Consider the following 15,096-nt stretch of genomic DNA (forward strand, 5'->3'; position numbering starts at 1 on the left):
GTACGAGAGGACCGGGATGGACTGACCTATGGTGTACCAGTTGTTTCGCCAGAAGCATAGCTGGGTAGCTAAGTCGGGAAGGGATAAACGCTGAAAGCATCTAAGTGTGAAGCCCACCTCAAGATTAGATTTCCCATAGCATAAGCTAGTAAGACCCCTTGAAGACTACAAGGTTGATAGGTCAGAGGTGTAAGTATGGTAACATATTTAGCTGACTGATACTAATAGGTCGAGGGCTTGACCAATATATAATCAAGTTGTAAAAAATACATTAATAATTATATGCAATTTTGAAAGAATAACATTCTTTCAATAATGACGTTCCGCGATAGCTCAATGGTGGAGCACTCGGCTGTTAACCGATAGGTTGGAGGTTCGAGTCCTCTTCGCGGAGCCAATGATCTCGTGATGATGGCATAGAGGTAACACTCCTTCCCATTCCGAACAGGAAAGTTAAGGTCTATAGCGCCGATGGTACTGCATGGGAGACTGTGTGGCAGAGTAGGACGTTGCGAGGTAAAATGGCTCGATAGCTCAGTCGGTAGAGCAGAGGACTGAAAATCCTCGTGTCACTGGTTCGATTCCAGTTCGAGCCACCATAATCATAATGGCTCAGTTGGTTAGAGTATTGGCCCGTCACGCCAATTTAAATAAAACATAAAACTTAATATGGCTCCTTGGTCAAGCGGTTAAGACACCACCCTTTCACGGTGGTAACAGGGGTTCGATTCCCCTAGGAGTCACCAAGTAAGAAGTAAGTTCTAGTATAAGCTAGGACTTTTTTTGATTCTATAGGAAATTATAATCAAGTCAAATCTGTGGATAATTTTTGAAAGTAGTTTAGCTTCTTTACCTATAGCATTTATAGCAGGATCCATTATACATGAATATCTAAACTCAATTGAATGTAATTGATAATTAACTTAGTTTTGACAAAAGGTTGTAATTGACGTATACTTAATGTGTATAAATATTCTAATAATTATAATTATTAGTTATGTTTAAGAATGATGTTGAAAACAGTTCAAGTTCATTTATATACAAAGTTATCTATTTTCTATATACTTAAATTGGTTTCCAATTGTTGGATTTTCAGAAACAAATGTTATTTATATAGACAAACTCAACTATAAACTTGAACTTCAAATACTATAGAACAAGGAAGAATAAAATATAAAAAGAGGAGATTATTTAGTGGATAAATTTACTTTAATTCAAGAGGAATCAGCATTAATAGTCATTGATATTCAGGAACGGCTAGTTGCTGCAATGTCCAATGCCCAAGAAGTGATTCAGAATACCAATATTTTATTATCTGTTGCTAATAAGTTAGGAATTCCGACAATTATCACCGAGCAATATCCAAAAGGTCTTGGGAAAACGGTTCCAGAAATACAATGCAATATTAATGAAGTATCAGTCTATGAAAAAGTTACGTTTTCCGGATACACTGATGAAGTAATTAATACTTTAAAACAATCAGGAAAAAAGAAAATCATTATTACAGGAATGGAAACTCATGTATGCGTTTTTCAAACGGTTAGAGATTTACTTGCTCATGGTTACCAGGTGTTTGTGGTAGGTGATGCTGTATGTTCTCGTACAAAAGAAAACTCCTTAAACAGTTTGTCTCAAATGTCGGCAATGGGAGCTGTGGTAAGTAATACCGAAACGGTGCTTTTCGATTTGTTGAAAATGGCAGGAACACAGTCGTTTAGGGAACTGTCCAAGTTAGTCAAGTAGAAAACAAGGTTGACGTCTAAAAACGGGGATTTAAATGCAGACAATGACGAAGTATACAAGCCAATGACAGAACAGTATTCTTTAACATATCCTAAGGCATAATCAAAAAAATAACAAGTCAATATTATAGTCTATTTCGTGTCATACTTCGTCAGCATGTTCACCTAATAGCTCGCTATGAGGTAAACATACTTCCTCGTTTGACGTAAGCTGAATCTAGTCGAACCTATCTTAAGACAAAATATACATCGCATTTTGGACTTGTTATTTTCTTTCATATGCCTAATTACTCTATTAATAGGAGCGCGATAATAATGTTGAACACAGTATTTCTTAATTCTGCAAAAATTAATTTTGATAATAAACTTGATTTTTCATCCTTTATTGAAATTACCAATTTAACAAAGTACGATGAAAGTACTAGCAATGAAATTTTAGAAAGGGTTCAAAATCAAAATATTATTGTCACAAAAGAACTGCCTTTGGGAAAAGAATTGATTTCTCTGTTTCCGCCTTCGGTTAAACTTATCTGTGAAGCTGGAACGGGCTACAATAACATAGATATTGCTGCAGCAAGAGAAAAAAATATTACAGTTTGTAATATTCCAGGTTACAGCTCAGAGGCAGTGGCGCAGCTTGCCATTACCTTTATGTTAAATTTAAGTTCTTCTATGATAATGCAACAACATATGCTTCAGGAGAAAAATTTTGATAATTTTACAAAATGTCTTCAGGTTCCACATTTAGAAATTCAAAATAAAACACTTGGAGTAATAGGGTACGGACAAATCAGCAGACAAGTAATAACAATTGCTGAAGCTTTAGGTATGGACATTTTAGTCTTTACAAGAACGCCAAAATCAGGAGTAGATACAAACGTGAAGTTTGTAGCTCTTGAAGAATTACTTAAAAAGAGTGATTTTGTTAGTATTCATTGTCCACTTACAGATAATACGAAATACCTTATTAATAAGGAGAAGCTAAGTCTTATGAAAACTTCAGCCTTTATTATAAATACCTCAAGGGGACCAATTATAAAAGAAACTGATTTAATTGAAGCTTTGGAAACTGGGAGAATAGCAGGAGCTGCTCTTGATGTTCAGGAGAAGGAACCACCAGAGCTTAATAATCCATTATATAATATGAAAAATGTTATTCTTACACCACATATAGGATGGAAATGTTTAGAATCTAGACAAAGACTTCTTAAGCTCTTAGCAGATAATATTGAAGCTTTTATAAATGAAAAACCAATAAATGTTGTTAAGTAGTTAGAAAGTACTAAATTAAACTTTTGTTCAAATATTAATAGGACAAGGACTACCCCCTATTCATACGAGGCCACTGAAAAACTATTGTTTTTCAGTGGCCTCCATACTGACTTGTTATTTTTTTGATAGTTCCTTAGTACAAGCTGAAAAATTAGTTATTATTTTTTTAAAAATCATTCATTCCTAAGATTTTTACTATAGATTTATAGTTATCTCCATCCCATAAAACTTTACTAGCAACAGATTGTATTAATATTCTCTTTTTAGAAATATCATCTACTGTATCTATATTTTCATTCAAATGTTTAAGTGAATCAATTATTAATTCTAAATTTACAGTTTGATTTACAATCTCATTTTTATCGCATTCCATATTATTTAAGTTGTTTTGCAATTCTTTAAGTTCGTTATTAATAGAAGAAATCTCATTCATAATAATACTAGCAACATCATTATTTGGAGCTAAGGAAAGTTGTTTTACTAAATTTGAAGATGCTAGTTTCTTCTCTTTAATTTGGGCATTAAGTTCTTTAATTTGTTCATTTTCAAGTGTTGAATCATTATTGGTTAAAGATTTTGTAAGTTCGTCAATTAATAGTTCTCTGTCGTAAGCTTTAATTCCAGCAATAACTATTGGATCTAATCTATCTACTCTTATATTCGGGTTATCACATCTATTTACATATTTATTTTGCTTATTACTGCATACATAATAATCATATTTTGTATAAGCATTAACTTTTGAAGGATGTCCATGCTTTACTACCATATTAGATCCACATTTAGCACATTTTAATACTCCAGATAAACATGCATTATTACTATTTCCAGTTCCGAGTCTTATAGATTGTTTGGATTTATTTTTATCTAATACAATTTGTACTTTAAGCCATTCTTCAGAGTTTATTATTCCTTTATGATTGCTAACAGCAACAATCCATTCTTCAATATTTCTGCCAATGGTAGTTTGTTTTTTCTTATTGTAAGTCAAATATCCATTTCCATTATATTCTCCATATACATTTGTTCCAATATCATTTAAATATTTATGTGTAAATTCATCAGATTTAACGTAAAGTGGATTTCTAAGCATTCTTCTAACCTGTGTAGTATCAAAATTCCCACCATTTTTACCCTTAACACATTTAACATTTAATTGTTTTGTAACTTTATTTATTGAATGTTCTTCTAAATAAGATTTAAAGATAAACCTTATAATATTTAATTCTTCTTCATCTGGTGTAAGTTTCATTAAAGTTCTTTCTTTCATTTCTTCGTCTATGTAGATTATTTTTTCAGGAGTGAATCCAAGAGGGGATTGACCTCCAAGCCATCTACCAGTCTTAGCTAACTGAAGCATATTATCTCTAACACGCTCTGCTAGCTGTTCACGCTCAAGTTGTGCAAATGTACTAGCTATATTTATCATAGCTCTACCCATAGGCGTTGTGGTATCAAACTGTTGCTCTGTAATGCTTGTAAATGAACAATTATATTGATCTAGCATTTCAAACATATTGGAAAGTTGAGCTACACTTCTACCAATTCTATCAAGCTTATAACAGACTATTCTATCTATTTGTTTACTTTTGATATCTTTCATAAGCCTTTGGAATTCTGGTCTATTAGTATTTTTACCAGTAAAACCTTCATCTTCGTATACTGAAATTTCAACATCTTTTCCTAATTTAGAAAATATATATTCCTGACACATTAAAATTTGATTTTCTATAGAATCGCCTTTACCAGTAAATATTGATTTACGACTGTATATAGCTATTCTCATTATTCTATCAGCTCACATTTATACTCATTTCTATATTTACATTCTATTGTACACTGTAAGAATAAATGATTATGCTTCGTAAAAAACGGAAAAGATATTTAAACTTGAATATAATGTGTAAAAATATAGTTAGAATTAATTAAGGTTTCTTATAAAAAAGGTACATGGCGTATTTACTACGCACTTTCCACATACTTCACTACCTATGCTGTTTGGCTGATCACCATATTCAGTGGTGTAAGAGCTTCCAAACTCTGTATATAATTCTGCATTTTTTCTTAGTACCGTATAGCATTTATGCCTATCATATCCATCTAAAGTCAATGCGCCTGATGGACAATGTTTTATACATATACCGCAGCTTCCATTTTTTTATATAAGCAATATTCATCTTCTAAAGGTGAATCCGGTTTAATATCTAGATTGGTCACAATGCTACTATATCTTCCATAGGATCCAATCCTAGTTATAATCATATTATTTATACCAAAGGTTCCAAGATTAGCAACGTTTGCAAAATGATGATGGGACCAATTGCTTTTTAATATCTTTTGGTCAAAGATAGAAGCTTCTGGTGAAACACCTGCATGATACCTTATATTTCGTAGTTCCGATATTATATATTCATTCAGCTTAACAAACATAGCATTGGTTTCTTCATAAGCCAATGCCCATTCAGGAGAGGCAATATCTCCAACAATTCCATTTGTATTAGCTATAAGGGAACAGAAAAAATTAAAAAATTTAATGCACAGATTGCGAATAGTAAGAATACATTATAATTGAATAGAACTATCTATTTAATTATAATGTTTAATGGAGGAATTTAACAATGAAATATTATGAATTGATGAGAACAGGAATGCCAGTGGAGTTTGCATATTGTACTGAAAAAGAATTAGAAAAAGTTAAAACTAAATTTTATCCAAATATTGGAATTAATGAAATTACAGAAGAACAGTACAAATTAGCTTTGGAAAAAAAGTATCATAAATTTTTTTGATTTGGAGATATTTTTTAATGTGATAAACACAGATTAGCTAAAAAGAGTTTTTACTAAATGATATGATAAATGAAGTGCTTGAAGAGTCGAAGATGATAGATGATAGATGAAAAACATATATATAGGTCTGACTTACGGAGAGTTATTTGTATTAAGTATACTTATTTTGTGTAGAATGAGCATATTGTATTATAATTACAATGGAAATCAATAAAATATTAACCTAAAAATTATATCTAACACAAAAAAGGGGTTTTATGGAATCAGAAATAAGTATACTTGTCCATAAATAGCTTAGAACTGTCATTTTATTAGAAGAGTCGGCTCCTAATATTATTTTAGATCTCTAAACATTTCTTCTATAATAAATCTTTTTTTATATTCCATTACAGCATATTTACTATCCATATTAGTAGCTAAATACCATGTATCATCTGAATCTTCAGCTTTACACGCTGCAAGATTGCACTTGTATTTTTCAGCAGTTAGTAAAACTCCATTGAATTTCTTTACATATTTTCTTATAGGGTTTATATCTCTTAGATATTTAATTTTTTGCTTTCCTTCTATTTTTACAAGCATATCATTAGTGCATCTTATGCAATACTTCCAGCTAAATTCATCATATATAAAATCCATACGGCTACCATACAGTACAGCGAAGCTTCGGTTAGTTTAGATAGAAAATAATCAGTAAATTATGTGGACTAAAAGACTTTGGAGAAATGAGTTACACTTAATATTAAAATAACAGACAGGAATACTATAAAAATACAATGTAGAATAATGAATAAAAATAAAGAGAAATATTTGCCAACTTTCATTCAACTCAAACCCAATATGTAAAATTGTGGACATACAAACCTTTACATGATATACTATCAATAATAAATACACGATTTAAATCATAAGTACAGCATAGAAGGAGATTATAATGAATTTATTTAAAAAATTAAACGTAAAAACTAAATTAATTTCAGCATTTTTGATAGTAGCTAGTCTAATTGCTGTAGTGGGTGTTATAGGAAGGATGTCATTAAAAACAGTAGCTACAAATTCAGAGGGTATGTATACAAATAATCTACAGAGTGTTTATATGTTAACTACTATTAAGCAAAATATGACTCAGGGTAATAGCGATATATTAGAGTTGGCTTATGTGAAGGATAATTCTAAAAAGGCTGATTTAGAAAAGGACATTCAGAGAACTATAGATGAAGATAATAAATTAATTTCAAGTTATGAAAAATTGAGCTTGGATGATACAAAAGAACAAATATGGTCTACATTTAAGAACCAAATTAATCAATATAGAAATATAAGAGAAAATATTATTAAATATGTTGATGCTGGAAATTTTGATGAAGCGGCTAATCAATACCAGCAGATACTATCAATTAGAGATGCAATGTTTGAGAGTATTGATAAACTTATAAATGAAAATCTTAATAGTGCAAAAACGTCAAATTTAAATAACCATGCTATATCTTTGAATAGTAATAATATGATGCTTATTTTAAGTATAGTAGCACTTTTAATTGCGATTTTTATTGGACTATTTATTGCAAATGACATTGAAAAACCTCTTAAAAAGATAAGAGATTTCGCACAGAAATTGTCAACCTACGATTTTTCAACTCCAATTATTATTACAAGAGAAGATGAATTTGGACAAACAGTAGTAGCCTTAAATACTGTACAGGAAAATGTAAGTGGCTTAGTAAAATTAATTATGGAAAATTCTCAAGATATAAGTGCATCTTCAGAGGAGCTTTCAGCGACGATTCAAGAATTAACATTAAAAGCAGAAACCATTAATGAATCAATAGATACTATTGCTTCTGGTATGCAAGAGTCCAGCGTTGCATCCGAGGAGGTAAGTGCATCTGTTCAAGAAGTAGATTCAAATATCAATGAGCTTTCTTCTAAAGCTATGGAAGGAAGTAATAATGCGGATCAGTCTAAAAAAAGAGCTATAGCAGTTAAAAATAATAGCCAAAAGGCTATAGATGAAGCTAGAAGAATATATGCTGAAAAACAAAAGAACATGGAAAAAGCTATTGAAGATGGAAAAGTAGTAGATAGTATAAAAGTTATGGCAGATACTATAGGAACTATATCGGAGCAAACAAACTTACTTGCATTAAATGCTGCAATAGAGGCAGCAAGAGCAGGGGAACAGGGTAAAGGTTTTGCAGTTGTAGCAGATGAAGTTAGAAAATTAGCTGAACAGTCAGCAGAAGCAGTCATTAATATTCAAGGTACTATTGTTAAAGTTCAGAAGGCATTTAAAAGTAGTATTGATACAGGTATCGATATATTAGAATTTATAAATATACAGGTACATGAACAATTTGATGCCTATGGAGAAACAGGCAATCAATATTACAATGATTCAGATTTTGTAAGTAAAATGTCTGAAGAAATTGCTACTATGTCTGAGGAAATTACAGCTACGGTTGGACAAGTAAGTCAAGCTGTTCAAAATATGGCACTGTCGTCACAAAAATCAAGTGAAGAAGCAGAAACAATAAAAGAGAACATGGATGAAACTACAAAAGCCATGGAACAGGTAGCGCTAACAGCACAAAGCCAAGCAGAACTTGCTCAAAAATTAAATGAAATGATACAAAATTTTAAAATATAGATATTTTATCGTATGATAAAGATATTAATTGGTGGAAACCAGTAAATTATAATGAAAAAAACATGGAAAGAAAGAATAATAGAGAATTTTGGAGTAAATCCGATTCTATGTAATATGTGTGGAAAAGAAAACAGAAGAAGGTTCATTTGAATTCAAGGTGATGATGGGATAGAACTATTAATGCATATTGGTATTGATACAGTAATGTTAAAAAAGTAACAGATTTAAAGTGCTAGTCAATAGCGGATATTCAGTTAAATTAGGAACAGCATTATTAGAATTTGATTTAAGCTTGAAAAGCCCTGTACTTTTTAAAGAGTACAGGGCTTTTCAGATTTAATTAATTTCTGTTTTTAAGAATTTTAGACTCACAGTGTTATTAGTTTTGTTTTTTAACAATTACTCCTACACCATTTGGAATTACCACAACATCTGCATCTTTCCCTTTTATATTATATGCTAACTCTAAAGCTTCATCAAAAGTATAAGCATGTTTCATATGCATATTTTTAATAATATTTGGATCGCACATATCCGTAGCAACGATTACAGTATAATTACTTAAAATTCTTGCCAGGATTTGAGTTTCCCATTGATCAGGTATGGTTTCATTTCTAGGTACTTTTAATATTTCTTCAAGAAGTTCTTCTGGCGCTTTGGAATTTGCTACAGTTTCATAAAAAGATTGCCCACCATGACCATCATCACAAGCAGCTACCATAATAATTACTCCACCTTTTCTACAAGTGGCTTCTGCAGCTGTCATACCTTTTACAGCTTGGTATATATTTTGGTCGAGTGGATATCCTCCATTACTTGAAACTACAATATCAGCTTGTATGCTTTCTACACTTGAAAGATCCATAACAAATTTGCATCCCTCTTCATGTGCAAGCTTACTATCTCCTGCAAATGCATTTATGACATTTTTATCTTCATCTATAACTACATTTAATATAAATGCAAGGTTGGATTTTTCTGCTGCATAAATCATATCTTTATGTATAGGATTATCCTTTATAACTCCAGTTCTTGCATGATTACTATTAATGAACTCTGAGCAATGATTTGCCATTATAGTTTTTGCTGATGCTATACCTGGTAAAATACTTTTTCTTCCACCAGAAAATCCTGCAAAAAAGTGTGGTTCTATAAATCCCTCTGCTATTAGTAATTCAGTTTCCATTGCTAACTTATTTAGGAATAGCTCACCACCAGAAGGTAAAGTTCCTACATTTATTAAACTGCTTTCATCTGTAGATATATGGTTTATAATTTCTTCATTATCAACTATATTCTGTCCAAATTTATTTATCATTTCCTCTTTTGTTGTTGGTCTATGAAATCCCGTAGCTATAAGTATTTTTATATCTATATTAGGATTTACTTTTCTTATTCTTTCAAGCAAAATAGGCATAGTAACCTTACTTGGAACAGGTCTTGTATGGTCACTAGTTATAATAACCATATTATGTTTATCCTTCACTAATTCTTCTAGAGATTTGCTTCCTATGCAATTATCCAGTGCTCTATGTATTATATCACTTTGTGAACAATCAGCTCTATAACTATGTGCCTTAGAAACCAATATTCCTTTTAGGTTTTTATCATCGATGTTTGCTTTTAAAGATTTTGTTGAGTATGGTATTTCAATTAAAGCCATAATAATTTCCTCCTAGTCTAAAAATAATTATTTTAATATAAATACTATAACATGAGTGGTAAGAAAAAGTAAGACCAATTATAAAAAAAAGTTAAGCTTTTTAGGAGAATTTATAGTATTATTCAAAAATTATTTGAAATAAAAAAACATAAGCATATATTAATTGAATTTTTTTAATGCAATATTAATATAATGATAAGCTTCATAAATGGTTAACTTTTTTAGCAATCCAAGTGGAAAGGAGATTCAAGATATGGCGAAAGCTTATAGTGAAATTAAAGAATCAATGGATGTACTATATAATATTAAGTTCAGATGAAGAGCTTAGAAGATTAATTGATTTAAGAGAATTTGCTATTATGAATGAGCAAAATAGATTGAATGGTGCTAAGAAAGAAGGAAAAGCAGATCTTTTGATTAAACTATTAATAAAGAAGTTTAAGATACTTCCAGTTGAATATAGAAAAAATAGAGGATATGTCAGAAGAGATTATAGAGGTTATAGGCCTGACTTACGGACAGTAAAAAGGGCAAGTTACAGTTCTATTTTTTATTATTGGTAATTTATTGGATGTAAAAACGCTCATTTATAGAATTATTTATGATATTCTATTAATATCCATTATTTGTTTGAGCTAAGTAAAAGTTGGCAAATATTTTTCACAGGACTTATGCATTTCAATCCAATAATTGAATATATGAATGCCCGAAGCCAAAGTAAAATAATTTAGCCAAAGTTTTTATAAATAATGATACAAATATTTGTTCTGTTTCTTAAGAAATAAAATGAGAAATAAAGAATATTTAAATAAAAATGTTTACAAATATAGTCGAATTTTTTGTAAATGTATACAATAGTTGCAATAAATATGAAAAAAGTGTAGAATTAAGTAAAATTAATAACATGAATTAACAATGATGTTTCAATTAACAAAGGTTTAAAGGTTCAATAAAAATGCAAAAGATAAGAGATTAGTATTTAATAATTTAATTAAATAACAGAATATAAGATTACTATTTTTGTGAAAGGTGGTTTAAATGGAGAATGATAATAAAGATTATTTGAAAAGAATAGAAAATTTGGAGATGTATAAACATGCTCTTATTGGAGGAGATTTTGGAATTTTAGAATGGAATATACATAAAAAGAAATTTTCTGTTTCTGAAAAAACAGAGGAAATAATAGGATATAAATTAAACGGAATTACAAATATGTATGACTTTATTAATATTATATCTTATGAAGAAGATACGATATTAGCAATAAAAGATTTAAAGGAATATATAAATGGGCATTTACCATTTTATCAAAGCACATTTAGGATAAGCACTAAGAATGATAACATTAGGTGGATTTTAATTAAAGGAAAAATAGGAAACAATAATTTGCTTTCAGCAGTAGTATCAGATGTTACAGAAAATAAAGTACTTGAAGGATGTGATAGTCTCACTAAGATTCCTAATAGAGGATTCTTTTTTGAAAAACTTAAATTCTTAATAAAATTAAATAAAATCCAAAATAGAAAAGGTGCAGTGATATATATTAATATTGATAACTTTAAAACATTAAATGACAACTTTGGTAATTATTTTGGTGATATGGTTTTAAAGTTATTTTCTCAATTAATTGCAACTTTATTTTGTAAATATGGTGAAGTGGCAAGATTAGGCGGAGATGATTTTGTAATATTAATTTATGAATTTGATAATATAAAAAAAATAGAAAAGATATGTAATGAGATTCATAAATGTATAAAAGAACCTTTTGAGGTAAGGGGCAATCAAATTTACATTACTGCAAGTTTAGGTGTAGCAGTTTTTCCAGATGATAGTTCAGATATTGATGAATTATTAAAGTTTTGTGACTTTGCAATGTACAAATCTAAACATAAAGGAAAAAATATGTGTACTTTTTTCGATAAACAAATATCAGAAGCTTATTTTAGAAAACTTTTAATTGAGAGTGAATTAAAGAATTCTATTACAAATAATGAATTATATATTTTTTATCAACCTCAGATTAATACTTTAAATAATGAAATTATAGGTGTTGAGGCACTTATACGATGGAATAACAATAAGCTCGAGAATGTTTCACCTGCTGAATTTATTCCTATTGCTGAAAATATTGGGTATATAACTCAAATCGGAAATTGGGTTTTAGATAAAGCTTTAGAAATGGCTTGCATATGGAAAAATAAAGGCTATAAGTTTAATTCTATATCTGTAAATATATCTCCCATTCAAATAAAAAGAAATGATTTTAAAGACAATTTATTGAACGCGTGTGTAAAGCACAATATTCCTCCTTCTCTTCTTGAAATAGAAATAACAGAGGGAACTTTAGTGGAAATTAGTAAAGATAGAATTAGAGTATTAACTGAGCTTATTGAAAGTGGAGTAAATATTGCAATAGATGACTTTGGAACTGGATATTCATCTTTAAATTATTTGACTACCTTACCAGTTAATACATTGAAAATAGATAAATCATTTATTGATAATATTAAAAGCGAGAATAATCAGGCTGTAATAAAAAGTATAGTACATTTATCAAAATCTTTAAAATATAAAATAATTACTGAAGGTGTTGAAACAAAAGAACAAATGGATTTACTTACTGAATTGGGATGTAACATAATTCAGGGTTATTATTTCAGCAAACCACTTTCAGAAAGTGATTTTGAGAATTTATTAAAAAATAAAAACGAAACATTGAAAGAATTGAAAATTGTAGAACTGTAACTGAAAAAATTGATTATTTATATATATACAAGGAGGAAATTAGAATGAATTTTTTAAAAAACATGAAAGTTAGAAGAAAATTAATTACATCGTTTATTATTGTAGCTATATTAATTGGTATAGTTGGCAGTATCGGTATAAGATCATTAAAAACTGTAGATACAAATTCTGGATATATGTACAGTAATAATCTACAAAGCGTTTATATGCTTACAGATATGAAACAAATGTTTATACAAGTAAAAAGTGATGTTATTCAACTTGTTTTTGTAAGAGATGAGTCAAAAAAAGCTGATTTAGAGAAAGACATTCAAATTAATGTAGATGAGAATAACAAGTATATAACTGCTTATGAAAAACTTCCTATGAATGATGCAGAAAAACAAATATTGTCAACATATAAAAATCAGCTTGGGCAATACAGAAATTTAAGAGATAATGTTATTAAACTTGTTGATGCTGAAAATTATGATGAAGCAGTAAAGCAATATCAACAGATACCTGTTATGATAGAATCAATTATGGAGAATCTTGATAAGCTTATAACTGTAAATCTTGATGACGCAAAAACGGCAAATTTAAATAATCATTCTATATACTTGAACAGCGATAATATTATGAAAATATTAATGATAGTAGGATTATTGATTGCAATTGGACTTGGTTTGATTATATCAAATGATATAATTGATCCTTTATTGAAAATAAAATTTTTAGCTGAAAATCTTGCGGAATTTGATTTTTCAGTACCAATAATCATAACAAGAAAAGATGAGTTTGGGCAAATGGAAATTGCTTTAAATAAATCAATAGAAAATGTAAGTAGCTTAGTTAAGTTAATAATAGAAAAATCACGGGATATGAGTGCATCAAGTGAAGAACTTTCTGCCACTGTTCAGGAACTTACATCAAAAACTGAAGAAATAGATAATGCAGTAACCAATATTACATATAAGATGCAGGAGTCAAGTGTATCATCTGAAGAGATAACGGCATCTGTAGAAGAAATTGATTCAAGCATTAATGAATTATCTGGAAAAGCTATGGAAGGAAGTAATAATGCAAATAAATCTAAAGAAAGAGCTATTGAGGTAGAGAGAAAAGGAAAAGAATCTATAAAAGAAGTCAGAAATTTATCTGCAGAAAAGAAAAAGAATATGTTAAAGGCCATTGAAGATGGACAGGTTGTAGATAATATAAAGGTTATGGCAGATACCATTGCAAGCATATCAGAACAGACAAATTTATTAGCACTAAACGCAGCTATTGAAGCGGCTAGAGCAGGGGAACAGGGCAAAGGCTTTGCTGTAGTTGCAGAAGAGGTAAGAAAACTTGCAGAACAATCGTCACAAGCAGTAACAGGTATACAGGATACTATTGTGAAGGTTCAAGATTCATTTAAAAATCTTTCTGAAAATGGAAGCGATGTACTAAAGTTTATAAATGAAAATGTAGATCCACAATTTGAGGAGTTTGAGAATGTTGCAATTCAATATTATACTGATTCAGATTTTGTGAGCAAAATGACTGAGGAAATAGCATCTATGTCAGAAGAGCTTGCTGCGACTACTGATCAAGTAAGTAATGTAATACAAAGTATGTCTGAAACTGCACAGAAATCATCAGAAGACGCAGAAATAATAAAAATGAGTGTAGATGAAACAACAAAAGCAATAGAGCAAGTTGCTTTAACCGCGCAAAGTCAGGCAGAGCTTGCACAAAAGCTTAATGAAATCGTGCATAAATTTAAGTTATAATTTAGTTATTGTATATTTACTACATAATAAATTTGAATGCCAAGAAATCATGCCAAATTGAATATAGATTGATTAAAAAAAGGATTAAGCAATATATAAAATGGAACCCATGTCAAGGACATTAAAAAAAGAGAATTAAGCAGCTAAAAGCTGATTTCTGTATTGGACAGGAGTCAGCTTTTTTAAATTCCATTGATATCGATGATTATTATAGTAATTCATGTAATTATCAACAACAGACTGAAGTTCAGTTAAATTTAAGCAATCTTTGTAATTGATTTCATCTTTCATATTACCAAAGAAAGATTCTTGTGGTGCATTATCCCAACAATTACCGCGTCTGGACATAGACTGTCCAAGCTTATAAGATTTTAATAACTTTTGAAATGTAGGACTCGTATAATGACTTCCTTGATCTGAATGAATAAATGCATCTGATGATAATTTTAAATTAGAATTTTTCATTAATTTATGTATTGTT

At 29.7% G+C, this 15,096-nt stretch carries 11 protein-coding genes, 3 tRNA genes, 2 rRNA genes and 1 pseudogene; 12 read left to right on the forward strand and 5 right to left on the reverse strand.

The genetic code is table 11. The features are described 5' to 3' along the window. The 7 genes from LLF98_RS12980 to LLF98_RS13010 form a co-directional block, all read left to right on the forward strand. Positions 1 to 245: ribosomal RNA gene (locus LLF98_RS12980) — 23S ribosomal RNA — on the forward strand; the annotation flags it as partial. 77 nt (positions 246 to 322) lie between these two features. Beyond that, positions 323 to 397, forward strand: a tRNA-Asn gene (locus LLF98_RS12985). Between the two features lie 4 nt (positions 398 to 401). Continuing rightward, a 5S ribosomal RNA gene (gene rrf, locus LLF98_RS12990) occupies positions 402 to 518 on the forward strand. A gap of 5 nt (positions 519 to 523) precedes the next feature. Then, positions 524 to 599 (forward strand) — tRNA-Phe (locus LLF98_RS12995). Between the two features lie 72 nt (positions 600 to 671). After that, positions 672 to 746, forward strand: a tRNA-Glu gene (locus tag LLF98_RS13000). A 448-nt stretch (positions 747 to 1,194) separates the two neighbouring features. Further along, positions 1,195 to 1,743 (forward strand): hydrolase, encoded by a 549-nt coding sequence (locus LLF98_RS13005; RefSeq protein WP_291704252.1) that lies wholly within the window; start codon positions 1,195 to 1,197, stop codon positions 1,741 to 1,743. 314 nt (positions 1,744 to 2,057) lie between these two features. After that, positions 2,058 to 3,014, forward strand: coding sequence for an NAD(P)-dependent oxidoreductase (locus tag LLF98_RS13010; protein ID WP_291704253.1), 957 nt, complete (start codon positions 2,058 to 2,060; stop codon positions 3,012 to 3,014). Between the two features lie 166 nt (positions 3,015 to 3,180). Here the strand turns inward: LLF98_RS13010 and LLF98_RS13015 are convergent, their stop codons facing one another. Both LLF98_RS13015 and LLF98_RS15455 read right to left on the reverse strand, forming a co-directional pair. Then, positions 3,181 to 4,800, reverse strand: coding sequence for a recombinase family protein (locus LLF98_RS13015; RefSeq protein ID WP_291704254.1), 1,620 nt, complete (start codon positions 4,798 to 4,800; stop codon positions 3,181 to 3,183). A gap of 135 nt (positions 4,801 to 4,935) precedes the next feature. Then, a pseudogene (locus LLF98_RS15455) lies at positions 4,936 to 5,573 on the reverse strand (epoxyqueuosine reductase); the annotation flags it as partial. A gap of 59 nt (positions 5,574 to 5,632) precedes the next feature. Here LLF98_RS15455 and LLF98_RS13025 point away from each other — a divergent pair. Continuing rightward, a complete protein-coding gene (locus LLF98_RS13025) occupies positions 5,633 to 5,803 on the forward strand; it encodes a hypothetical protein (RefSeq protein WP_291704256.1) in 171 nt (56 codons plus the stop codon). Positions 5,804 to 6,136: 333 nt separating this feature from the next. Here the strand turns inward: LLF98_RS13025 and LLF98_RS13030 are convergent, their stop codons facing one another. After that, positions 6,137 to 6,442, reverse strand: coding sequence for a hypothetical protein (locus LLF98_RS13030; protein WP_291704257.1), 306 nt, complete (start codon positions 6,440 to 6,442; stop codon positions 6,137 to 6,139). A 289-nt stretch (positions 6,443 to 6,731) separates the two neighbouring features. Here LLF98_RS13030 and LLF98_RS13035 point away from each other — a divergent pair, with 289 nt between their 5' ends. Beyond that, positions 6,732 to 8,450: a methyl-accepting chemotaxis protein gene (locus tag LLF98_RS13035; protein WP_291704267.1), complete on the forward strand. Its 1,719-nt coding sequence runs from the start codon at positions 6,732 to 6,734 to the stop codon at positions 8,448 to 8,450. 379 nt (positions 8,451 to 8,829) lie between these two features. On the opposite strand, the gene larA is transcribed toward LLF98_RS13035, so the two are convergent. Next, positions 8,830 to 10,113 (reverse strand): nickel-dependent lactate racemase, encoded by a 1,284-nt coding sequence (gene larA, locus LLF98_RS13040; RefSeq protein WP_291704258.1) that lies wholly within the window; start codon positions 10,111 to 10,113, stop codon positions 8,830 to 8,832. 269 nt (positions 10,114 to 10,382) lie between these two features. Here larA and LLF98_RS13045 point away from each other — a divergent pair, with 269 nt between their 5' ends. The 3 genes from LLF98_RS13045 (at position 10,383) to LLF98_RS13055 (ending at position 14,615) form a co-directional block, all read left to right on the forward strand. Beyond that, on the forward strand, positions 10,383 to 10,676 hold the full coding sequence (locus LLF98_RS13045; RefSeq protein ID WP_291704259.1) for a hypothetical protein: 294 nt from the start codon (positions 10,383 to 10,385) through the stop codon (positions 10,674 to 10,676). A gap of 475 nt (positions 10,677 to 11,151) precedes the next feature. Next, complete coding sequence (locus LLF98_RS13050; protein ID WP_291704261.1) at positions 11,152 to 12,858, forward strand: GGDEF and EAL domain-containing protein; 1,707 nt, start codon at positions 11,152 to 11,154, stop codon at positions 12,856 to 12,858. A 44-nt stretch (positions 12,859 to 12,902) separates the two neighbouring features. Beyond that, positions 12,903 to 14,615, forward strand: a complete 1,713-nt coding sequence (locus LLF98_RS13055; protein ID WP_291704263.1) for a methyl-accepting chemotaxis protein — start codon at positions 12,903 to 12,905, stop codon at positions 14,613 to 14,615. A gap of 135 nt (positions 14,616 to 14,750) precedes the next feature. Here LLF98_RS13055 and LLF98_RS13060 read toward each other — a convergent pair. Beyond that, positions 14,751 to 15,096, reverse strand: a 346-nt coding sequence (locus tag LLF98_RS13060) for an IS3 family transposase (RefSeq protein WP_291704265.1), incomplete at its 5' end; no start/stop codon positions are given.

The organism is Clostridium sp. (assembly GCF_021372645.1).
GTDB lineage: Bacteria > Bacillota > Clostridia > Clostridiales > Clostridiaceae > Clostridium.